Origin of the sequence: Salmonella enterica subsp. diarizonae, from assembly GCF_008692785.1 — a bacterium.
Classification (GTDB): Bacteria; Pseudomonadota; Gammaproteobacteria; order Enterobacterales; family Enterobacteriaceae; genus Salmonella; species Salmonella diarizonae.
Genome location: NZ_VXJV01000001.1, coordinates 467326 through 488037, shown reverse-complemented (window position 1 = coordinate 488037; position 20712 = coordinate 467326). Strand labels below are relative to the sequence as shown.

Sequence of the window (20712 nt, the reverse complement as noted above, 5' to 3'; positions counted from 1 at the left end):
ATATGAATATGGAAGAAATTGTGACGCTTAGTGTAAAGCATAACGTCTCGGATCTACACCTGTGTAACGCCTGGCCTGCGCGATGGCGCAAACAAGGACGGATGGAGATCGCGCCTTTTACTGCGCCTGATGTCGACAGGCTTCTGCTTGATTGGCTTAATGACGCGCAACAATATCAGTGGCGAACGCACGGCCAGCTTGATTTCGCCGTTTCGCTGGCCGGTACGCGGCGCCTGCGCGCCAGTGCGTTCACACATCAACAGGGAACGTCGCTGGCGCTACGGCTCTTGCCCGAGCGTTGTCCTGATCTGGCGGAAATCCAGACGCCGCCGATAGTACCAGCACTGCTTGCCAGTGAGAACGGACTGATTCTGGTCACTGGCGCCACTGGCAGCGGGAAATCCACCACGCTGGCGGCGATGGTGGGGTATCTTAATCAACATGCCGATAAACATATTCTGACGCTGGAAGATCCTATTGAGTACCGTTACGCCAGCAAGCGTTGCCTGATACAGCAGCGGGAGATCAACCAGCATTGCGCCACTTTCGCCGCCGGGCTGCGCGCGGCGTTGCGTGAAGATCCCGATGTCATTTTGCTGGGAGAGTTGCGTGACAGCGAAACCATTCGCCTGGCGCTGACAGCGGCGGAAACGGGACATCTGGTACTGGCAACCCTGCATACTCGCGGCGCGGCGCAGGCGGTGGAAAGATTGGTGGATAGTTTTCCGGCGCAGGAAAAAGAACCGGTACGTGGCCAACTGGCGGGCAGCCTGCGCGCCGTACTATCGCAAAAACTGGAGCCTGACAGGCAGGATGGGCGCGTGGCGTTGTTTGAATTACTGATTAATACGCCAGCCACAGGGAATTTGATCCGAGAAGGTAAACTCCATCAGTTGGCCCACGTGATACAAACCGGGCAGCAGCAGGGGATGATGACGTTCGCCCAGAGCGCGCAATGGCGTCAGGCGCAGGGACGGCTGTAGCGAGCATGGTTGCGTACTGGTTTTGTAAAGTGTTGGCTGGCGCGGTGGATAGAACGGCGTGCAGGCTTGTATCCTGGCGAACCGGCGTTAAAATCGCAGCTTTGTTAAGACCACAGCGAAGCCATTTAACGATGTCATCACAACCGAATCAAAGCCTGATAGATGGCATTCGCTGTCTGCAATATCTGGTCTCCAGCGACCGTGCTATCGGATGTCGCGAACTTGCCCGCTTGATGGATATTAATACCACGCGCGTTAATCGCCTGTTAATGACGATGGCTTCTATTGGACTCACGATGCAGGATGAGCACCGACGCTATGTACCCGGGCCAGGTATTCACGCTTTGGCGGCGCAGGCGATTCGCGGTTCAGCGCTGTTTTCTCATGCGTTCCCCATCCTTGAGCGACATGCGCCCAAAGACATCGTGGTAGCGTTAGGCGTGCTATGGGAAGACCAGATTATCTATATTTATCACTCTACGCCGGGTTCGCAGGTAAGTCAGGCGCTGGCGGGGTTTCGCATGTATCCGGCCTGGCAGTCGGTACCAGGGATGGCGTTACTGGCGGCGGAAAGCGATGAGGCGCTAATGCAGCGCTTTACTCCGGAGCAGTGGCGTAATCTGGCGCCGCATGTGGCACAGCAGCGCCAGCGGGGATACGTGCTGTGGCATCACGCTGACGGTGAAGTTTCTATGGCGCAACCGCTGGGCAGACACGCCGCAGCGCTGGCCTTTGCGGGAATGTGGCGGATTGATGAGGCGGAGGCGGCGGCGCGTTTACAGACGCTTAAGGCATTAAACCAGCTTATTGCCCAGTAGGCCCGGCAACCGTGGCCGCATTATCCGGCCTGCTGACAAAAACGGCTTTAATACCCCTGTTCAAAATAGCTTTCGAGGATAATCACGGCGGACGCCGAGTCCACTTTGCCCTTGTTCAGGGCGCGATACCCACCTTGTTCAAACAGACCGGAGCGCGCTTCAACGGTGCTGAGTCGTTCATCGTGAAGCGTGACAGTTACCCCGAAACGCCCATGAATACGGTTGGCGAATTTACGTGCTCGCGCCGTCAGCAGTTGTTCAGTGCCATCCATATTGAGCGGTAGTCCGACAATAATTTCGCCCGGCTGCCACTCTTTCAGCAAACGTTCAATGAGCGTCCAGTCAGGCGTGCCATCCTGTGCTTTGAGTGCCGGAAGCGGACGGGCGGTGCCGGTAATGCGTTGTCCTATTGCAACGCCGATACTTTTTGTGCCGAAGTCAAAGGCCAGTAAGGTGCCGCTCATCAGGCATGCCCCGCAACGCCAGGCATGGTCAGAATATCAATGCCAATAAGTTTCGCCGCTTCGCGCCAGCGCTCGGCAATGGGGGTTTTGAATAAAATATTGAGATCGGCAGGCGCGGTAAGCCAGGCGTTATCAAGCAGTTCCTGCTCAAGCTGGCCTTTATCCCAGGAGGCGTAGCCCAGCGCGACCAGCACATCGGAAGGCTGCTGTTGCGTACCTAACGTTTCCAGCACATCGCGGGAGGTGGTAATCACGGTATTGTCTGAGATACGAATACTGGATGCGAAACGTGACGGCGGAGTATGCAGAATAAACCCACGATCTTCCGCCAGCGGGCCACCCAGCATCACGGCTTTATCAAGGCGCATCGCCGGATCGCGCGGTTCCGGCGTAATTTTCAGTTTTTCCAGAATCCCTTCAATTTTCAGGTTTTCCAAAGGCTTATTAACAATAATCCCCATAGCGCCGTCCTGGTTGTGCTCGCAAACATACACCACGGAACGGCGGAAAATCGGGTCCTGGAGCGCAGGCATGGCAATAAGAAAGTGATGCTGTAAATTCATTGTCAGAGGTTCTGTTTCCTGGTTCAAAAAAGCGACAGCGTTCAGTATGTGGGGAAAGCGGACGGTTGTCACTCATATAAGCCGTCTTTTGCCGAAGGGCGGCTGCGCCTTATTGGGCAATAGATTGCCGGATGGCTACGCTGACGCGCCTTATCCGATCTGGGCTGCGTGATTGCGCAGGCCCGGTAAGCGCACGCCACCGGGCAATAATCGTTTTACTTCGCCAGGCGCGCTTCAATGGCGTCCATCAACATCCCGGTGATAGAGATCGGGTATTCCGCTTCAATTTCACGCACGCAGGTTGGGCTGGTCACGTTAATTTCCGTTAAGCGGTCGCCGATAATATCCAGACCGACGAAAATAAGCCCTTTGGCTTTAAGCGTCGGCCCAACGCGGCGGGCGATTTCCCAGTCGCTTTCGCTCAACGGACGGGGTTCGCCGCGACCGCCAGCCGCCAGGTTTCCGCGGGTTTCGCCGCCCTGCGGAATACGCGCCAGGCAGTAAGGCACCGGCTCGCCGTCGATGACCAGTACGCGCTTATCGCCCTCTTTGATCGCGGGCAGATAGTTTTGCGCCATACAGTAGCGGTTGCCCAGCTCGGTCAGCGTTTCGGCAATAACGCCCATGTTAGGATCGCCTTCCTTAACGCGGAAAATGGACGCGCCGCCCATACCGTCCAGCGGTTTCATAATGATATCGCCGTGCTTTTCCCAAAATGCTTTGAGCTGCGCTTTATTGCGCGTTACCAGAGTTTCCGGCGTCAGATCGGAAAACCAGGCGGTATACAGTTTTTCATTACAGTCGCGCAGGCTCTGCGGTTTGTTGACGATCAGCGTGCCTTTCTCTTCGGCGCGTTCCAGAATATAGGTCGCGTAAATAAACTCGGTATCAAACGGCGGATCTTTGCGCATCAAAATGACGTCCAGATCGGCCAGCGGCAGGTCCTGCTCGTCATTCAATTCATACCATTTATCGTAGTTTTGCTCCACGCTCAACATTCGCGTGCGGGCGCGCGCTTCGCCGTTAATCAGATACAGGTCGGCCATCTCCATATAATGAAGTTCATAACCACGACGTTGGGCTTCCAGCAGCATAGCGAAACTGGTGTCTTTCTTGATGTTGATGTTTGCGATGGGGTCCATCACGATGCCGAGCTTGATCATTATTTTCTCCGTTAACGCTTCATCCTAAGTCGCCAAAACGCACCTGTAGCGCGGTAATGGCGGTGAGCGCAGTTGTCTCAGTACGCAGAACGCGAGGTCCTAACAGAATATCAGTAAACTGATAGCGCGCGGTCATCGCGATTTCGTCCGCCGACAGCCCGCCTTCCGGGCCGATCAGCAGTCGGACACGTTCAACCGGCAGCGGCAGGGTGTTGATGCTGGCATGGGCGCGCGGATGAAGATTGAGCTTCAGCCCAGAATCTTGCTCGGCGCACCAGGTTTCCAGCGCCATCGGCGGGCGAATTTCCGGCACCCGATTACGCCCGCATTGTTCGCAGGCGGCGATGGCGATCTTTTGCCACTGCTGGCGCTTTTTGTTCAGACGTTCACTGTCCAGTTTAACGCCGCAGCGCTCAGAGAACAGTGGCGTAATGAGGCTTACACCCAGTTCGATCGATTTCTGGATAGTAAATTCCATTTTTTCACCGCGCGACATCACCTGGCCCAGATGGATATGCAGCGGCGATTCACGATCGTCGATTTCGCCTTTCATCACTTGCACTTCAACGCTTTTCTTACTGGCGCTAATGATTTCAGCATCGAAGACCTGATTGCTGCCGTCAAACAAGTGTAAAGCTTGTCCCGGCCCCATGCGCAGTACACGACCAATATGGTTGGCCGCATCTTCGCATAACGAAATTTGCGTACCGGACGTTAACAATTCTGGGTGATAAATGCGGGGAATACGCATAATAAAAAATCCGCGTCATGGCCCCGGCGTTTGGATATCCAGGGCATGGGTTAACAAGAATCCCGCTAGTGTAGGTTAGCTCTTTTGCGCCTGGCAAGCGCGTTGCACATAGGGATTATGATTGCCCTGCACCTTCGCGATACGCGCATCGCGTTCGCACTCCCAGGCGGTAACGGGGTACTGCTTATCCCAGACGTTAAAAAGCTGCGTTTGTTGACGGGAAAGTTTCAGTTGGTATTGGTCGCGCATATAAAAATAGGTGCGGGCGATTGCGCCGCGGGTGCGGGCGGGCGGCTCGGCGATTTTTGCTTTAAAATCCACTTTCATGGTGCACTGCCCGTACTGGCCTTCGCCGCCGTTCCACTGGCTATACATAAAGTTGCCGCGATCGCCGTTCACTTCGCCAATCGCGGGTTGCAGGTTATGCATATCGCTTTCTATTTTGCGATAGACCGGGTCTTTAGCGCAGTTTTTTCGCCCGCCATCCTGCCAGCACTGGCGCTGATGGCCGAATTGCCAGGCGGGGACAACGTGCTCCCACTCAATTCGTCTGGCGCGATTCTCGTTTTTACGCACCTTATAGCCGCAGGACGCCAGGTCTACGACGCCTTTTTTACCCTGCCAGCGGATTTGGCACCCGCAGTAAAAGCTGCCGGGCGCGTCGGCATTAACTTTGACGCTCGCCGCTTTGGCCTGAGAGAAACTGGTAATGCCGTCGGCCAGTGCATGGCCTGAAAACGCCGCTGCCAGCAACACAGCGGCAAAAGAAAAATTACGGTACATCGCACACTCCATAGCAAAACGAGCCCGCAACGTAACGAAAGTTGTACCTGTATGCAATCAGTTCGCTCGGGAAAGTTCCCAAACGTTTCGGAAACTACCCGGCGACCAGCGGTTCGCCGCAGCGAATGCAACGATAAACCGCTTCGCCGCGTACCACGCGGTTATGGCGGCGGACGGTAAGTTGATGTTGCTGGCATTGGCAATGGTAAGGAAAGGTAGTGCGCCGTACGGATTGCAGTTCAAATTGATGAGTGCGTCTGGCCGGAACGCCCAGCACGCTTTCCATCATCCACTTCCACTCCTTGCCATGCGGGGCCTTGCGTCCGAAGTGCTTCCACACCAGCAGATGCGCCAGTTCATGCGGCACGACCTCTGCGATAAAGGTGTCAGCGTTTTCTATCAGCAACACCGGATTGAGGCGGATTTCGTAGCTCTCCAGCCAGGCGGTACCCGCCGAGGTGCCGCGTTGCGTATACACCAGTTTCGGCTCCGGATAATGTCTATCGAGCTTGAGGTTAGCCTGGGCGAGATTTTCCCGCAGACGACGCATCACGGCCTGCTGAATAGCGATAGGGAGACGAGGGGTTTTCATAGCGGCAGAGAATAGTGCGAGGAGAGAGGGACTGCAAGAAAAACACTTCCTCCCGTGGCGGGAGGAAGTGTGTGGAAGTTAGTCGTGGGCGCCGATTTCGCGCAGTTTACGACCTTTCATCAGGTTACGTTCAATGTGTTCCAGCGAAACGTGTTTGGTTTCCGGCACCAGCCACAGGGTCAGCAGGATAAACAGTACGTTCAGGCCTGCGTAGACCCAGAAGGTGTTGGCGTTACCCAGATTGTTCAGCATGGTCAGGAAAGTTGCGCCGACGATCATATTGGCGATCCAGTTGGTCGCGGTGGAGCAGGTGATGCCGAAATCACGGCCTTTCAGCGGCTGGATTTCGGAGCACAGTACCCAAATCAGCGGACCGGCGCTCATCGCAAATCCAATGATGAACATCAGCAGCATAGCGATAGCGAAGTATTGCGCAGACGGCGAATGGATGCCGATGTGCATCATCGTACCCAGAATCCCCATACCAATCGCCATGACCAGGAAGCCCAGCGTCAGAGTAGGCTTGCGACCCCAGCGGTCAACCAGACCGATAGCGATAAAGGTTGCCAGGACGTTAGTCAGACCAACGATAACGGTGCCCCACATCTGCTCCGTTGTGTTGGTGTATCCCGCCAGTTCGAAGATTTTTGGCGCGTAATACATGATGACGTTCATCCCGGTAAACTGCTGCATTACCTGCAACAGAACACCAAGAAATACGGCGCGGCGGAAGTTACTGTTTTCTTTGAACAGCGCCCAACCGCTCTGTTTAACCTGCAAACTTTCGCGAATTTCATCGAGCTCACGTTTTGCTTCCGCACTGGTATCACGCAGGCGCAACAGGACGCGTTCAGCATCATGGAAGCGGCGTTTCGCCGCAAACCAGCGCGGGCTGTCCGGCAGGAAGAAGACGCCGATCAACAGCAGAATGGCCGGGATGATGATCACGCCGAGCATCCAGCGCCATGCGCCGCTGTAGCTGAACGCGGTATCGGACAGATAAGCGCCCAGAATCCCGATGGTGATCATGAGTTGGTACATTGAGATCATACTGCCGCGAATTTTCTCCGGCGCGATCTCAGACAGGTACAACGGCGCAGTGTAGGAAGCGACGCCAACGGCCAGACCCAGCAGCACGCGAGAAATAATCAGGACTTCAACGTTAGGCGCCGCAGCGGAGAACAGTGAACCGGCAACGAACAGGATAGCGCCGATCATCAGGCTTTTTTTACGACCCAGCCTAAAGGAGAGCCAGCCGCTGCCGACAGCGCCGACGGCCGCGCCAAACATCATGGAGCTGACCACCCATTCCTGAGTGTGTGCGGTAATCTGGAACTCGTCGGTAATGAAGGGTAAAGCACCGGCGATAACGCCGATATCCAGGCCAAAAAGTAATCCTGCCAGGGCTGCAAGAAAGCAGACAAAAAATGTCATGGCCTTGTTGGAACGCCCTTGTTTTTTATTGTCAGGCATTATGCCCTCCGATTGGGTTAGCAATTTTATCGATGTTAAGAGTAGGTGAGTACGCCGTAAAAATATGTGAGGGCAATCACAATGGTGTAATCGTTTACACCACTATTTATCACTGTGATTATTTAATTATCTGAAAAATAATAGTTTTAATAATCTTATAACCATATCAATCGCCTGGTATTCAGACAAGGCTGAAAAACAATGTAACATTTTCATCTCAGGATAAGCACACCGATAGTGGCATTGTCAGTTCTTAATGAAAATGAATGTAATCGCTTTCATTGTTGCTGAAACGGAATGATGAAAAGTGTAGTCGAAGAAACGAAAGGGGAGAGCGGATTGTGCTGTGCATCACAAAAAGGTCAGTGTAAATACACTCTGGAGCATCTGATAGCGCTGCGTTTATCAGCAATGATAAAGGCCAGCATGGCGCTGGCCTTTATAAGCACGGCATGGTTTACCTGACTGAAAAACACCGTCAGGTGCGGGCGATTATTTCAGACCGGCAGCATCGCGCAGCAGTTGCGCTTTGTCGGTTTTCTCCCACGGGAAGTTTTCGCGACCGAAGTGGCCGTAAGCCGCGGTTTCTTTGTAGATCGGGTGCAGCAGATCCAGCATCTGAATCAAACCGTACGGGCGCAGATCGAAGAATTCGCGCACCAGCAGAATCAACTGTTCAGCAGGCACTTTTTCGGTTCCGAACGTTTCCACCATGATGGACGTCGGCTCCGCTACGCCGATAGCGTAGGAGACCTGAATTTCACAGCGATCCGCCAGACCTGCCGCCACGATGTTTTTCGCGACATAACGCGCAGCGTAAGCTGCAGAACGGTCAACTTTCGACGGATCTTTACCGGAGAAGGCGCCGCCGCCGTGACGCGCCATACCGCCGTAGGTATCAACGATGATCTTACGACCGGTCAGGCCGCAGTCGCCCATTGGGCCGCCGATAACAAAACGACCGGTTGGGTTGATAAAGAACTTAGTAGACGTATTTAACCATTCAGACGGCAGAATGGGTTTGATGATCTCTTCCATCACCGCTTCTTGCAGCGATTTCTGGTCGATATCTTCTGCGTGCTGCGTAGAGAGAACCACGGCGTCGATACCGACGATTTTGCCATCGTCATACTGGAAAGTGACCTGGCTTTTTGCATCCGGACGTAGCCATGGCAGAGTGCCATTTTTACGCACTTCAGCCTGACGCTGTACCAGACGGTGCGCGTAGGTGATTGGCGCAGGCATCAGTACGTCGGTTTCATTCGTCGCGTAGCCAAACATCAGGCCCTGGTCGCCCGCGCCTTGTTCCAATGGGTCTGCGCGGTCAACGCCCTGGTTGATATCCGGAGACTGTTTGCCAATTGCGCTCAGTACCGCGCAAGAGTTGGCGTCAAAGCCCATGTCGGAATGCACATAGCCAATTTCGCGCACCGTATTACGGGTGATCTCTTCGATATCGACCCAGGCGCTGGTGGTGATCTCTCCGCCAACTAAAACCATGCCGGTTTTGACGTAGGTTTCACAGGCGACGCGTGCTTTCGGATCCTGTTGCAGGATGGCGTCTAACACGGCATCAGAGATTTGGTCAGCGATTTTGTCAGGATGCCCTTCTGATACGGACTCAGACGTAAAAAGGTGTTTTGCCATATTTAATTTCACCTAAGGAGAATTTAGTTAGCTCAAACTGTTGTGCGGAATAGTCAGGGTAGAAGCTTCTACCATGAGTCTGAAGGTCACTGACACTGGCAGTCTGAGTGTTAATCAGTATGGATGGATTAACATCTGGACGGCTATTTTAGGTCACTTCTTCGCCCAATTTCCAGCTTTTTTTGAAGGCCGTCGCATCGTCGGTCAAAATCAGGCGGTAAACGTTTCTGACGATGCTGACATTATGCGCATTTATGCTTTGCTTTTTTTCTGCGTTCTGGGTATAAAACGCGACGCGCGGCTCATACAAAAGCACACGACGTTTTCTTCGTGTCGCCACTTCCAGCCGGGTTAAAACGTTGCTTTGGCTTGTGGGTTCGTCTTACGAGGCGGCCGTGGAGGTGATACGAGATAATGAACCGTTGTATTCTGCTGAATCTGTCGCATCGTTCTGGTGCGCGCATGTCCCCCGCAATCTGCATCTCTGCTTTGCATACCTGCCGATGTTATACCCATCTCGGCGCTTCTCAGGACTCCAGAGCCGGCAATGGCGCTGAAGACTGAACAAGGGCGCTCTTGTTAACGCAAGAGTTTTCTCGTGGTTTCGCCGAACCGTTATCTGTGAGTTCGGTTACGTGTTTTACAATGATATGAAAAAGAAACCGGTCGCGCAGGCGGAGCATCAGCACTATCTGCTGGAAAATCCGCTTGTTTATGGGTTGTTATCGCGTCTTCGGATTGCGATAGTAGTCAACTGTTTTACACTTGCTAATAAAATTTGAGGTTCGCTATGTCTGACGACATTTCTATGGGTTCGCCTTCGTCAGCAGGCGAACAGGGTGTACTACGCTCCATGCAGGAGGTTGCAATGAGCTCCCAGGAAGCCAGCAAGATGCTGCGCACTTACAATATTGCCTGGTGGGGCAATAACTACTACGACGTCAACGAGCTGGGCCACATCAGCGTGTGCCCTGATCCCGACGTACCGGAAGCGCGTGTCGATCTTGCCAAACTGGTGAAAGCGCGCGAAGCGCAAGGTCAGCGTCTGCCGGCACTGTTCTGCTTCCCGCAGATCCTGCAACACCGTTTGCGTTCGATTAACGCGGCGTTTAAGCGTGCGCGTGAATCGTACGGTTATAATGGCGACTACTTCCTCGTTTACCCGATTAAGGTCAATCAGCATCGCCGCGTGATTGAATCCCTTATCCATTCCGGTGAACCGTTGGGGCTGGAGGCGGGGTCGAAAGCTGAATTGATGGCGGTGCTGGCGCATGCCGGCATGACCCGTAGCGTGATCGTCTGTAATGGTTATAAAGACCGTGAATACATTCGGCTGGCGCTGATTGGCGAGAAGATGGGCCATAAGGTTTATCTGGTCATCGAAAAGATGTCTGAAATCGCTATTGTGCTGGAAGAAGCCGAGCGGCTGAGCGTGGTTCCTCGTCTGGGCGTGCGTGCGCGTCTGGCCTCTCAGGGGTCCGGTAAGTGGCAATCCTCCGGCGGCGAAAAATCAAAATTCGGCCTGGCGGCGACGCAGGTGCTGCAACTGGTAGAGACCCTGCGCGACGCCGGGCGTCTGGACAGTCTGCAACTGTTGCACTTCCACCTTGGGTCGCAAATGGCGAACATTCGCGATATCGCGACCGGCGTGCGCGAGTCCGCCCGTTTCTATGTTGAGCTGCATAAGCTGGGCGTTAATATCCAGTGCTTCGACGTGGGCGGCGGTCTGGGTGTGGATTATGAAGGTACCCGCTCGCAGTCCGACTGTTCGGTGAACTATGGCCTGAACGAATATGCCAATAACATCATCTGGGCGATTGGCGATGCCTGCGAAGAGCATGGTTTACCGCATCCGACGGTGATTACCGAGTCTGGCCGCGCCGTCACCGCGCACCATACTGTACTGGTGTCTAACATTATCGGCGTGGAGCGTAACGAATACACGGAACCGACTGCCCCTGCTGAAGATGCGCCGCGCGCGCTACAAAATCTGTGGGAAACCTGGCAGGAGATGCATAAGCCTGGCACCCGCCGCTCGCTGCGTGAGTGGCTGCATGACAGCCAAATGGATTTGCACGATATTCATATTGGCTACTCTTCCGGCGCGTTTAGTTTGCAGGAGCGCGCCTGGGCGGAACAACTTTACCTCAGTATGTGCCATGAGGTGCAGAAGCAACTGGACCCGCAAAACCGTGCGCATCGTCCGATTATCGACGAACTGCAAGAGCGAATGGCGGACAAAATGTACGTCAACTTCTCGCTGTTCCAGTCAATGCCGGACGCGTGGGGGATCGATCAACTCTTCCCGGTGCTGCCGCTGGAAGGATTAGATCAGGTACCGGAACGTCGTGCTGTGTTGCTGGATATTACTTGTGATTCCGATGGCGCTATCGACCACTATATCGATGGCGACGGTATCGCCACGACGATGCCGATGCCGGAATACGATCCAGAGAATCCGCCGATGCTCGGCTTCTTTATGGTTGGTGCCTATCAGGAGATCCTCGGTAACATGCACAACCTGTTTGGCGATACTGAAGCGGTTGACGTGTTTGTCTTCCCGGACGGTAACGTCGAGGTTGAGCTGTCTGACGAAGGCGATACCGTTGCGGATATGCTGCAATATGTGCAACTGGACCCGAAAACTCTGTTAACGCATTTCCGCGACCAGGTAAAACAGACGGATCTGGACGATGCGTTGCAGCAACAGTTCCTCGAAGAATTTGAAGCGGGACTGTACGGGTATACTTACCTGGAAGACGAGTAGCCGTTGATGCCCGGTGGTGCTGCGCTTACCGGGCCTACGAGTGCAGGCTGGATAAGGTAAAGCTGCCACCCGGCAGAATGCTATACTCACTTGAACCCGTATGAATTAACGGCGATAATTCGCCTCAATAGCGATTTACAAATCAATCCCTTCCTCGTCGGGTTTAACGACGCGGAGGGGATTTTTTTCATCTGTTTTAATGCAACGACTCTAAAAGAGGTCAGGACATGAGCACTTTAGGTCATCAGTACGATAACTCACTGGTTTCTAATGCGTTTGGTTTTTTACGTCTGCCAATGAACTTTCAGCCGTATGACAGCGATGCCGACTGGGTGATCACCGGCGTACCGTTTGATATGGCAACGTCCGGTCGCGCTGGCGGTCGTCATGGCCCGGCGGCGATCCGTCAGGTATCGACCAATCTCGCCTGGGAACATCACCGTTTCCCGTGGAATTCTGACATGCGTGAGCGCCTGAATGTCGTGGACTGCGGCGATCTGGTGTATGCGTTTGGCGATGCCCGTGAAATGAGTGAAAAATTACAGGCGCACGCCGAAAAACTGCTGTCTGCGGGTAAGCGTATGCTCTCTTTCGGCGGCGACCACTTTGTCACGCTGCCGCTGCTGCGCGCCCACGCCAAACATTTTGGCAAAATGGCGCTGGTACATTTTGACGCGCATACCGATACCTACGCTAACGGCTGCGAATTCGATCACGGCACGATGTTCTACACCGCGCCGAAAGAAGGCCTGATCGATCCGCATCATTCGGTGCAGATCGGTATTCGCACCGAGTTTGACAAAGACAATGGCTTTACCGTACTGGATGCTTGTCAGGTCAACGATCGCGGCGTGGATGATATCCTCGCTCAGGTGAAACAGATCGTCGGCGATATGCCGGTCTATCTGACCTTTGATATCGACTGTCTGGACCCGGCGTTTGCGCCTGGTACCGGTACGCCAGTGATCGGCGGTTTGACCTCCGATCGTGCCATTAAACTGGTACGCGGTCTGAAAGATCTGAACATTGTCGGTATGGATGTGGTAGAAGTCGCGCCGGCTTACGATCAGTCGGAGATCACCGCTCTGGCGGCCGCGACGCTGGCATTAGAAATGCTCTATATCCAGGCGGCGAAGAAGGGCGAGTAATCGCGCATTGCCCGGCGGTGCGACGCTTACCGGGCCTGCGTGTTGGCCAGATAAGGCGTTCACGCCGCCATCCGGCACTGTTCAGGGATTATTTGATCCCGTCCGCGCTCATGCGATCGCGCACATGCTGCGCACGCGCGGCGGATGCCGGATGATCGTCGAACATCGAGCTTTGACGGCCCGCTTCCAGTTTTGCCAGTTTCTCAAAGCTGGTGGCGAGTCCTGCCGGACTGATACCGCGTTTGCGCAACAGATCGTAAGAATAATCATCCGCTTCGGACTCCTGACGCTGGGAGAACTGCGAGTTCACCAGTTTTTCGCCAAGATCGCCAAGCTGTGATTGCGACAGGCTGCCGACAACCCCTCCTGCCGATGCCGCCGCGACGCGCACCGCGTTAGTACCCAGCGCGACCTGCATCCCTTTCTTTACATGACCCAGCGCGACATGGCCCATCTCATGGCCGATCACTGCTTCAACTTCGTTGTCGGTCATCATATCCATTAGCCCGCTGTAGACGCGGATACAGCCGTTCGCCATGGCAAATGCGTTGACGTCTTTCGTCTCGTAAACCTTGTAGTTCACCGGCTGGCCGTTAATGTTATCCCCCAGAGCGGCGGCGATTTTTGCCAGTCGTTTGGCGTATTCGCTGCTCGCTGGCGCGATTTTCGCTTTGCTGTCGAGTTCTTTACAGGATTGATCGCTCAGCGCTTTTACCTGCGCATCGCTTAACGTATAGGCCTGAAAAGCTTCAGCGCCCGAGGAAAGCAGTCCATTGGAGTCCATATTCTGGCAGCCAGTCAGTGCCGTCGCCATGCCCAAAGCAAACAGTGAAGCGCGAATTTTCATTTTTCTCTTCCATACGAATCAATATTGTTTTGAAATGCGCCGGTTGCAGATGAATTAGCGCCTGGGTTAAGTATAAAGAAAAGCGCGGCAGGCAAGTTAGCTAATTGGGTAACATGCGAGCACGATCCGGAGATTTCTGAAGCGGTAAAAGGATGTTCCATGTACATGACGCGCGGCTTGGGGTAAATTGTTGGCAAATTTTCCGGCGTAGCCCAAAACGCGCTGTCGTCAAGTCGTTACGGGCATGGCCTTTCAACATCCGATCTGGAGTCAAAATGTCCTCACGTAAAGAGCTTGCCAATGCTATTCGTGCGCTGAGCATGGACGCAGTACAGAAAGCCAAGTCCGGTCACCCCGGTGCCCCGATGGGTATGGCTGACATTGCCGAAGTCCTGTGGCGTGATTTCCTGAACCACAACCCGACCAACCCGTCCTGGGCCGACCGCGACCGCTTCGTGCTGTCCAACGGCCACGGCTCCATGCTGATTTACAGCCTGCTGCACCTCACCGGCTATGATCTGCCGATGTCCGAGCTGCAGAATTTCCGTCAGCTACATTCCAAAACGCCGGGTCACCCGGAAGTGGGCTACACCGCGGGTGTTGAAACCACCACTGGTCCGCTGGGTCAGGGTATTGCCAACGCCGTCGGGATGGCGATTGCCGAGAAAACTTTGGCGGCGCAGTTTAACCGTCCTGGCCACGACATCGTTGACCACTTCACCTACGTCTTTATGGGCGACGGCTGCATGATGGAAGGCATTTCTCACGAAGTGTGCTCACTGGCCGGTACTCTGAAGCTGGGCAAACTGATTGCGTTCTATGATGACAACGGGATTTCTATCGATGGTCACGTTGAAGGCTGGTTCACCGATGACACCGCGAAACGTTTTGAAGCCTATGGCTGGCACGTTATCCGTGGCGTTGACGGTCATGATGCAGACGCCATTAAACGCGCCACGGAAGAAGCTCGCGCCGTGACTGACAAACCGTCCTTGCTGATGTGTAAAACCATTATCGGTTTCGGTTCGCCGAACAAACAGGGTACCCACGATTCCCACGGTGCGCCGCTGGGCGACGCGGAAATCGCACTGACCCGTGAACAGTTGGGCTGGAAATACGCGCCGTTCGAAATCCCGTCTGAAATCTACGCCCAGTGGGATGCGAAAGAAGCCGGCCAGGCGAAAGAGTCGGCCTGGAATGAGAAATTCGCTGCTTATGCGAAAGCCTTCCCGCAGGAAGCTGCTGAATTCACCCGTCGTATGAAAGGCGACATGCCGGCTAACTTCGATGCGAAAGCGAACGAGTTCATCACTAAACTGCAGGCTAACCCGGCGAAAATCGCCAGCCGTAAAGCGTCCCAGAATGCCATCGAAGCCTTTGGTCCGCTGTTGCCGGAATTCCTCGGCGGCTCCGCAGACCTGGCGCCCTCTAACCTGACCCTGTGGTCCGGTTCTAAGGCTATCAATGAAGACGCGGCGGGTAACTACATTCACTACGGCGTGCGCGAATTCGGTATGACCGCTATCGCTAACGGTATCGCCCTGCACGGCGGTTTCCTGCCGTACACCTCGACCTTCCTGATGTTCGTCGAATATGCCCGTAACGCGGTGCGTATGGCGGCGCTGATGAAACAACGTCAGGTGATGGTTTACACCCACGACTCCATCGGTCTGGGCGAAGATGGCCCGACGCACCAGCCGGTCGAGCAGGTGGCAAGCCTGCGCGTAACGCCGAACATGTCCACATGGCGCCCGTGCGACCAGGTGGAATCTGCGGTGGCGTGGAAATATGGCGTAGAGCGTCAGGACGGTCCAACCGCGCTGATCCTCTCCCGTCAGAACCTGGCGCAGCAGGAACGTACTGAAGAACAGTTGGCGAATATCGCCCGCGGCGGCTACGTACTGAAAGATTGTGCGGGCCAACCGCAGATTATCTTCATTGCGACCGGTTCAGAAGTTGAACTGGCGGTTGCCGCTTACGAAAAACTGACTGCCGAAGGCGTGAAGGCGCGCGTGGTTTCTATGCCGTCCACCGACGCATTTGACAAGCAGGATGCGGCTTACCGTGAATCCGTGCTGCCGAAGGCGGTCTCTGCGCGTGTGGCTATTGAAGCGGGTATCGCTGACTACTGGTTCAAATACGTCGGCCTGAACGGCGCTATTGTCGGTATGACCACCTTCGGTGAATCCGCCCCGGCAGAGCTGTTGTTTGAAGAGTTTGGCTTCACTGTGGACAACGTGATCGCCAAAGCGAAAGCACTGCTGTAATCCTTAATACGGCATAAAACGGGTCGCTTCGGCGACCCGTTTTTATTGGAAGATACATTTATTTTGCTGTTAACAAGGTTTTATTTGTGATGTTTATCGCAATTTTTATATTGTGTTATTTATTGTATTTGTAATTAATATCACAAAATGAAGATTGCTTTTTATTTTTATTGTTTTAACTAATTGTTTTGTAGGTGGATTATAATCTTATCACTTTAAGTGCTCGCTTTTTCGCCTGGATTGATTTCATTTTGCCGCCCGCGTATTTTATTTTTAACGACAGGTTGTACCCTAAAAATAAAATAAGGAGAGCTTATGCGGTTAATAGATTATTTTCCTGAAGCATCTATTACAATAAGACCATCGGCACAAAATTGGCAGGAAGCTGTTGATTTTTCCATGTCATCGCTTTTGGCTAATCGTTATATAAATTCAAATTATATTCAGGCTATCAAAGATTCAACAATCAGTAATGGTCCTTACTATATTCTGGCGCCCGGTGTCGCGATGCCTCATGCTCGCCCCGAATGCGGCGCGTTAAAAACCGGGATGTCATTAACATTGCTCAGGCAGGATGTACAGTTTACCGACGAGGATGACGGCATAAAATTATTAATCGGCCTGTCAGCAGCAGATTCAGATTCACATATTGGTGCTATTCAGGCGTTAAGCGAACTATTATGTGAAGAGGATATTTTAGCGGCGTTATTAGCTGCGAAATCAGAAAAAGAGCTGGCGGATATTATAGCTCGCGAATAATTATTCTCTCCTTTACAGGATATTATTATGGAACACAAGTCTGCTCGTGCAAAGGTCCAGGCTTTTGGGGGCTTTTTGACCGCGATGGTCATTCCCAATATCGGCGCTTTTATTGCCTGGGGTTTTATTACTGCATTATTTATTCCGACCGGGTGGATGCCAAATGAGCATTTCGCCAAAATTGTCGGTCCGATGATTACCTATTTACTGCCGGTAATGATTGGTTCTACCGGTGGACATCTGGTAGGTGGAAAACGTGGCGCCGTGATGGGAGGAATTGGCACCATTGGCGTTATTATCGGCGCTGATATCCCTATGTTTCTTGGCTCAATGATTATGGGGCCTCTCGGCGGTCTGGTCATTAAACATATTGATAGGTTGCTGGAGAAGCGGATTCCTGCCGGTTTTGAGATGGTGATTAATAACTTCTCACTGGGTATCGCCGGGATGATTTTGTGTCTGCTGGGTTTTGAAGTGATTGGTCCGGCGGTACTCATTGCCAATAACTTTGTGAAGGAGTGTATTGAATCGTTGGTACATGCGGGCTATCTGCCGCTGTTGTCCTTAATCAATGAACCGGCAAAAATCCTCTTTTTGAACAATGCTATTGATCAGGGCGTTTATTATCCGCTGGGAATGCAACAGGCGTCGGAAACCGGAAAATCTATTTTCTTTATGGTGGCCTCTAATCCGGGGCCTGGCTTAGGTTTGCTGCTTGCCTTTACGCTATTCGGCAAAGGAATGGCAAAGAAATCTGCGCCTGGCGCCATGATTATCCATTTCCTCGGCGGGATTCATGAGCTCTATTTTCCCTACGTGCTGATGAAGCCATTAACACTCATCGCCATGATTGCCGGCGGGATGAGCGGAACATGGGTGTTTAACCTGCTGGATGGCGGCCTGGTGGCAGGGCCAAGCCCGGGTTCAATTTTCGCCTATCTGGCGCTGACGCCGAAAGGTTCTTTCCTCGCTACGATTGCTGGCGTAACGGCGGGAACGGCAGTGACCTTTATTATCACCGCTTTCATTTTGAAAATGGAAAAAAGTAGCGAAGCCGACAGCGAAGATACTTTTAGCGATTCCGCTAAAGCGGTGAAAGTCATGAAGCAGGAAGGCAAATTTTCATATCGCGACGTGAAACGCATCGCCTTTGTCTGCGATGCGGGGATGGGCTCCAGCGCAATGGGCGCGACAACGTTCCGCCGACGTCTGGAAAAGGCGGGCCTGACTATCGACGTTAAACATTACGCTATCGAAAATGTACCGGATGATGCCGATATTATTGTTACCCATGCCAGCCTTGAAGGACGTGTTAAGCGAGTCAGCAATAAGCCCTTAATACTTATTAAGAACTATATTGGCGATCCGCGCCTTGATGATTTATTTAACCATTTGACATCGAATTAATATTTCAGATTTCTGGAGTAAATATGAAAACGAAAGTAGCTGCTATATATGGCAAGCGGGATGTCCGTATCCGTGAGTTTGAATTACCCGACATTACTGAAAATGAACTGCTCGTAAGCGTAATTTCCGACAGCGTATGTCTCTCTACCTGGAAAGCCGCCTTATTAGGCAGTGAACATAAGCGAGTGCCTGATGACCTGGAAAATCATCCAGTCATTACGGGTCATGAATGTGCCGGAATTATCGTCAAAGTAGGAAAAAACCTGACTGGTAAATATAAAAAAGGACAGCGTTTTGTTTTACAACCGGCGATGGGCTTGCCGAGCGGTTATTCTGCCGGCTACAGCTACGAATATTTTGGCGGTAACGCCACGTACATGATAATCCCGGAAGTAGCGATTAATCTGGGCTGTGTTTTACCGTATCACGGTTCTTATTTTGCCGCAGCATCGCTGGCGGAACCCATGTGCTGCATTATTGGCGCCTATAATGCGAATTATCATACAACGCCTTATGTTTATGAACATCGGATGGGAGTCATACCCGGCGGTAATATCGCGCTCCTGGCTTGTGCCGGTCCGATGGGCATTGGCGCGATTGATTATGCCATTAACGGTGGGCTTCAGCCGTCGCGAGTGGTGGTGGTAGATATCGATGAGGCCCGCCTGGCGCAGGCGAAAAAACTGCTGCCGGTCAAACAGGCCGCCGAGAAGGGCATTGAGCTTATCTATGTGAATACCGCGGGCATGGCTGATCCTGCTGCGCAACTTCGGGCATTAACCGATGGCGCAGGATTTGATGATGTGTTTGTTTATGCAGCTGTTCCGTCCGTCGTTGAAATGGCTGACGATCTTCTCGCAGAAGACGGTTGCCTGAATTTCTTTGCCGGGCCGACAGATAGCCAGTTCAAGGTACCGTTTAATTTTTACAATGTGCATTACAACAGTACCCATGTCGTAGGGACATCCGGTGGCTCCACGGATGATATGAAAGAGGCTATTGCGTTAAGCGCAACAGGACAGCTTCAGCCTTCATTCATGGTGACGCATATTGGCGGGCTGGATGCAGTGCCGGACACCGTGCTCAACCTGCCGGATATTCCCGGCGGTAAAAAGCTTATCTATAACGGCGTCACCATGCCGCTGACGGCGATTACTGATTTCGCTGAAAAAGGGAAAACGGAGCCGTTGTTCAGGGAGCTGGCGCGTCTGGTTGAAGAGACGCACGGCATCTGGAACGAAAAAGCGGAAAGATACCTGCTGGCGCAATTTGGCGTGGATATCGGGGAGGCGGCATGATGTCTCTGGCATGGCCGCTATTTCGCATTACGGAACAGGCGGCGTTAGCTGCCTGGCCGCAAACCGGATGCGGCGATAAGAACAAAATTGATGGGCTGGCTGTTACCGCAATGCGACAGGCATTAAATGATATCGCCATCCGTGGGCGGATCGTCATCGGCGAGGGGGAAATCGATCATGCGCCCATGTTGTGGATTGGCGAAGAGGTTGGTAACGGTGAGGGGCCGGAGGTGGATATCGCCGTCGATCCTATAGAAGGCACCCGAATGGTCGCCATGGGACAAAGCAATGCGCTGGCCGTCATGGCGTTTTCGCCCCGGGGCAGCTTGTTACATGCGCCTGATATGTATATGAAGAAGCTGGTCGTAAGCCGCCAGGCGAAAGGGGCGATTAATCTGGCGTTGCCGTTAACGGTCAACCTGCGAAACGTCGCCAGGGCGCTTAACAAGCCGCTGGAGGAGTTGCGTATGGTGACGCTGGATAAACCACGGTTGCAGCCTGCCATTGCCGAGGCGACCCAACTGGGCGTGAAAGTTTTCGCCCTGCCCGATGGCGATGTGGCGGCCAGTGTCCTGACCTGTTTGCAGGACAATCCTTATGATCTGATGTATACCATTGGCGGCGCGCCTGAAGGCGTCATTTCCGCCTGTGCGGTAAAAGCGTTGGGCGGTGATATGCAGGCGGAGCTGCTCGACTTCTGTGAAGCGAAAGGGGATAACGCTGACAACCGTCTGGTGGCGCAACAGGAGCGTCAACGCTGCGAAGAGATGGGCGTTGCGGTTAACCGCGTCTACTCCCTTGACGAACTGGCGGCCGGTAACGACATTCTCTTTAGCGCGACGGGCGTTACGGGGGGCGATCTGGTTAATGGGATCCAACGGGTTGCGAACGGTGTGCGCACGCAAACTTTACTGATCGGTAGCGCAGATCGAACGTGTAATATTATAGACTCTCTGCATTCATGGTGACCTATCGAGAAACG

22 protein-coding genes are annotated in these 20712 nt (G+C 53.3%); 12 read left to right on the top strand and 10 right to left on the bottom strand.

All coding sequences use genetic code 11. The features are described 5' to 3' along the window. Nucleotides 1-2: 2 nt before the first annotated feature. Complete coding sequence (locus F4V72_RS02370; protein ID WP_023247106.1) at nucleotides 3-983, top strand: type IV pilus twitching motility protein PilT; 981 nt, start codon at nucleotides 3-5, stop codon at nucleotides 981-983. A 131-nt stretch (nucleotides 984-1114) separates the two neighbouring features. Further along, on the top strand, nucleotides 1115-1801 hold the full coding sequence (locus F4V72_RS02365; protein WP_023247107.1) for an IclR family transcriptional regulator: 687 nt from the start codon (nucleotides 1115-1117) through the stop codon (nucleotides 1799-1801). A 47-nt stretch (nucleotides 1802-1848) separates the two neighbouring features. Here the strand turns inward: F4V72_RS02365 and ruvX are convergent, their stop codons facing one another. From ruvX to galP, 7 genes are all read right to left on the bottom strand, one after another. Next, nucleotides 1849-2265, bottom strand: coding sequence for a Holliday junction resolvase RuvX (gene ruvX, locus F4V72_RS02360; RefSeq protein WP_136058005.1), 417 nt, complete (start codon nucleotides 2263-2265; stop codon nucleotides 1849-1851). After that, on the bottom strand, nucleotides 2265-2828 hold the full coding sequence (locus tag F4V72_RS02355; protein WP_053508147.1) for a YqgE/AlgH family protein: 564 nt from the start codon (nucleotides 2826-2828) through the stop codon (nucleotides 2265-2267). Before F4V72_RS02355 ends, ruvX begins: the two co-directional genes overlap by 1 nt. Nucleotides 2829-3043: 215 nt before the next feature. Beyond that, a complete protein-coding gene (gshB, locus tag F4V72_RS02350) occupies nucleotides 3044-3991 on the bottom strand; it encodes a glutathione synthase (protein WP_053508145.1) in 948 nt (315 codons plus the stop codon). 19 nt (nucleotides 3992-4010) lie between these two features. After that, nucleotides 4011-4742, bottom strand: coding sequence for a 16S rRNA (uracil(1498)-N(3))-methyltransferase (gene rsmE / locus F4V72_RS02345; protein ID WP_023247111.1), 732 nt, complete (start codon nucleotides 4740-4742; stop codon nucleotides 4011-4013). A 75-nt stretch (nucleotides 4743-4817) separates the two neighbouring features. Further along, entirely contained in the window at nucleotides 4818-5525 is a 708-nt protein-coding gene (gene endA, locus F4V72_RS02340; protein ID WP_023247112.1) for a deoxyribonuclease I, read from the bottom strand. Nucleotides 5526-5619: 94 nt separating this feature from the next. Further along, nucleotides 5620-6117: a SprT family zinc-dependent metalloprotease gene (locus F4V72_RS02335; protein ID WP_053508144.1), complete on the bottom strand. Its 498-nt coding sequence runs from the start codon at nucleotides 6115-6117 to the stop codon at nucleotides 5620-5622. A 78-nt stretch (nucleotides 6118-6195) separates the two neighbouring features. After that, nucleotides 6196-7590, bottom strand: a complete 1395-nt coding sequence (galP, locus tag F4V72_RS02330; protein ID WP_023247114.1) for a galactose/proton symporter — start codon at nucleotides 7588-7590, stop codon at nucleotides 6196-6198. A gap of 297 nt (nucleotides 7591-7887) precedes the next feature. On the opposite strand from galP, the gene F4V72_RS24035 reads away from it, so the two are divergent. Continuing rightward, nucleotides 7888-8055 carry a hypothetical protein gene (locus F4V72_RS24035; RefSeq protein WP_154707535.1) on the top strand — a complete coding sequence of 56 codons (168 nt, stop codon included), beginning with the start codon at nucleotides 7888-7890 and terminating at the stop codon, nucleotides 8053-8055. 27 nt (nucleotides 8056-8082) lie between these two features. Here F4V72_RS24035 and metK read toward each other — a convergent pair whose 3' ends face one another. Further along, nucleotides 8083-9237: a methionine adenosyltransferase gene (gene metK, locus F4V72_RS02325; protein WP_001062140.1), complete on the bottom strand. Its 1155-nt coding sequence runs from the start codon at nucleotides 9235-9237 to the stop codon at nucleotides 8083-8085. A gap of 148 nt (nucleotides 9238-9385) precedes the next feature. Beyond that, complete coding sequence (locus F4V72_RS24030; RefSeq protein ID WP_063390815.1) at nucleotides 9386-9553, bottom strand: hypothetical protein; 168 nt, start codon at nucleotides 9551-9553, stop codon at nucleotides 9386-9388. 98 nt (nucleotides 9554-9651) lie between these two features. Between F4V72_RS24030 and F4V72_RS24585 the strand changes: the two genes are divergently transcribed. The 4 genes from F4V72_RS24585 to speB all read left to right on the top strand — a co-directional run bounded on the left by F4V72_RS24585 (nucleotide 9652) and on the right by speB (nucleotide 13152). Then, nucleotides 9652-9801, top strand: coding sequence for a hypothetical protein (locus F4V72_RS24585; RefSeq protein ID WP_001751809.1), 150 nt, complete (start codon nucleotides 9652-9654; stop codon nucleotides 9799-9801). An 86-nt stretch (nucleotides 9802-9887) separates the two neighbouring features. After that, entirely contained in the window at nucleotides 9888-10019 is a 132-nt protein-coding gene (gene yqgB / locus F4V72_RS02320; RefSeq protein ID WP_023247116.1) for an acid stress response protein YqgB, read from the top strand. 8 nt (nucleotides 10020-10027) lie between these two features. After that, nucleotides 10028-12004: a biosynthetic arginine decarboxylase gene (speA, locus tag F4V72_RS02315; protein ID WP_053508142.1), complete on the top strand. Its 1977-nt coding sequence runs from the start codon at nucleotides 10028-10030 to the stop codon at nucleotides 12002-12004. 227 nt (nucleotides 12005-12231) lie between these two features. Then, on the top strand, nucleotides 12232-13152 hold the full coding sequence (speB, locus tag F4V72_RS02310; protein WP_136058006.1) for an agmatinase: 921 nt from the start codon (nucleotides 12232-12234) through the stop codon (nucleotides 13150-13152). A gap of 88 nt (nucleotides 13153-13240) precedes the next feature. On the opposite strand, the gene F4V72_RS02305 is transcribed toward speB, so the two are convergent. Next, nucleotides 13241-13999 carry a M48 family metallopeptidase gene (locus F4V72_RS02305; RefSeq protein ID WP_023247118.1) on the bottom strand — a complete coding sequence of 253 codons (759 nt, stop codon included), beginning with the start codon at nucleotides 13997-13999 and terminating at the stop codon, nucleotides 13241-13243. A 275-nt stretch (nucleotides 14000-14274) separates the two neighbouring features. On the opposite strand from F4V72_RS02305, the gene tkt reads away from it, so the two are divergent. The 5 genes from tkt (at nucleotide 14275) to glpX (ending at nucleotide 20698) form a co-directional block, all read left to right on the top strand. After that, nucleotides 14275-16266: a transketolase gene (gene tkt / locus F4V72_RS02300; RefSeq protein WP_070804055.1), complete on the top strand. Its 1992-nt coding sequence runs from the start codon at nucleotides 14275-14277 to the stop codon at nucleotides 16264-16266. A 315-nt stretch (nucleotides 16267-16581) separates the two neighbouring features. After that, nucleotides 16582-17025 (top strand): PTS mannitol transporter subunit IIA, encoded by a 444-nt coding sequence (gene cmtB / locus F4V72_RS02290; RefSeq protein WP_063390813.1) that lies wholly within the window; start codon nucleotides 16582-16584, stop codon nucleotides 17023-17025. Nucleotides 17026-17052: 27 nt separating this feature from the next. Next, complete coding sequence (locus tag F4V72_RS02285) at nucleotides 17053-18432, top strand: PTS mannitol transporter subunit IICB (RefSeq protein WP_023247121.1); 1380 nt, start codon at nucleotides 17053-17055, stop codon at nucleotides 18430-18432. Between the two features lie 23 nt (nucleotides 18433-18455). Further along, nucleotides 18456-19730 (top strand): zinc-binding dehydrogenase, encoded by a 1275-nt coding sequence (locus F4V72_RS02280; RefSeq protein ID WP_088733709.1) that lies wholly within the window; start codon nucleotides 18456-18458, stop codon nucleotides 19728-19730. Beyond that, on the top strand, nucleotides 19727-20698 hold the full coding sequence (gene glpX / locus F4V72_RS02275) for a class II fructose-bisphosphatase (protein WP_023247123.1): 972 nt from the start codon (nucleotides 19727-19729) through the stop codon (nucleotides 20696-20698). Before F4V72_RS02280 ends, glpX begins: the two co-directional genes overlap by 4 nt. Nucleotides 20699-20712 lie beyond the last annotated feature (14 nt).

Coding starts and splice junctions, on each gene's coding strand:
- F4V72_RS02370 (WP_023247106.1), top strand. CDS start 3: ATGAATATGGAAGAAATTGTGACGCTTAGTGTAAAGCATAACGTCTCG.
- F4V72_RS02365 (WP_023247107.1), top strand. CDS start 1,115: ATGTCATCACAACCGAATCAAAGCCTGATAGATGGCATTCGCTGTCTG.
- ruvX (WP_136058005.1), bottom strand. CDS start 2,265: ATGAGCGGCACCTTACTGGCCTTTGACTTCGGCACAAAAAGTATCGGC.
- F4V72_RS02355 (WP_053508147.1), bottom strand. CDS start 2,828: ATGAATTTACAGCATCACTTTCTTATTGCCATGCCTGCGCTCCAGGAC.
- gshB (WP_053508145.1), bottom strand. CDS start 3,991: ATGATCAAGCTCGGCATCGTGATGGACCCCATCGCAAACATCAACATC.
- rsmE (WP_023247111.1), bottom strand. CDS start 4,742: ATGCGTATTCCCCGCATTTATCACCCAGAATTGTTAACGTCCGGTACG.
- endA (WP_023247112.1), bottom strand. CDS start 5,525: ATGTACCGTAATTTTTCTTTTGCCGCTGTGTTGCTGGCAGCGGCGTTT.
- F4V72_RS02335 (WP_053508144.1), bottom strand. CDS start 6,117: ATGAAAACCCCTCGTCTCCCTATCGCTATTCAGCAGGCCGTGATGCGT.
- galP (WP_023247114.1), bottom strand. CDS start 7,590: ATGCCTGACAATAAAAAACAAGGGCGTTCCAACAAGGCCATGACATTT.
- F4V72_RS24035 (WP_154707535.1), top strand. CDS start 7,888: ATGATGAAAAGTGTAGTCGAAGAAACGAAAGGGGAGAGCGGATTGTGC.
- metK (WP_001062140.1), bottom strand. CDS start 9,237: ATGGCAAAACACCTTTTTACGTCTGAGTCCGTATCAGAAGGGCATCCT.
- F4V72_RS24585 (WP_001751809.1), top strand. CDS start 9,652: ATGAACCGTTGTATTCTGCTGAATCTGTCGCATCGTTCTGGTGCGCGC.
- yqgB (WP_023247116.1), top strand. CDS start 9,888: ATGAAAAAGAAACCGGTCGCGCAGGCGGAGCATCAGCACTATCTGCTG.
- speA (WP_053508142.1), top strand. CDS start 10,028: ATGTCTGACGACATTTCTATGGGTTCGCCTTCGTCAGCAGGCGAACAG.
- speB (WP_136058006.1), top strand. CDS start 12,232: ATGAGCACTTTAGGTCATCAGTACGATAACTCACTGGTTTCTAATGCG.
- F4V72_RS02305 (WP_023247118.1), bottom strand. CDS start 13,999: ATGAAAATTCGCGCTTCACTGTTTGCTTTGGGCATGGCGACGGCACTG.
- tkt (WP_070804055.1), top strand. CDS start 14,275: ATGTCCTCACGTAAAGAGCTTGCCAATGCTATTCGTGCGCTGAGCATG.
- cmtB (WP_063390813.1), top strand. CDS start 16,582: ATGCGGTTAATAGATTATTTTCCTGAAGCATCTATTACAATAAGACCA.
- F4V72_RS02285 (WP_023247121.1), top strand. CDS start 17,053: ATGGAACACAAGTCTGCTCGTGCAAAGGTCCAGGCTTTTGGGGGCTTT.
- F4V72_RS02280 (WP_088733709.1), top strand. CDS start 18,456: ATGAAAACGAAAGTAGCTGCTATATATGGCAAGCGGGATGTCCGTATC.
- glpX (WP_023247123.1), top strand. CDS start 19,727: ATGATGTCTCTGGCATGGCCGCTATTTCGCATTACGGAACAGGCGGCG.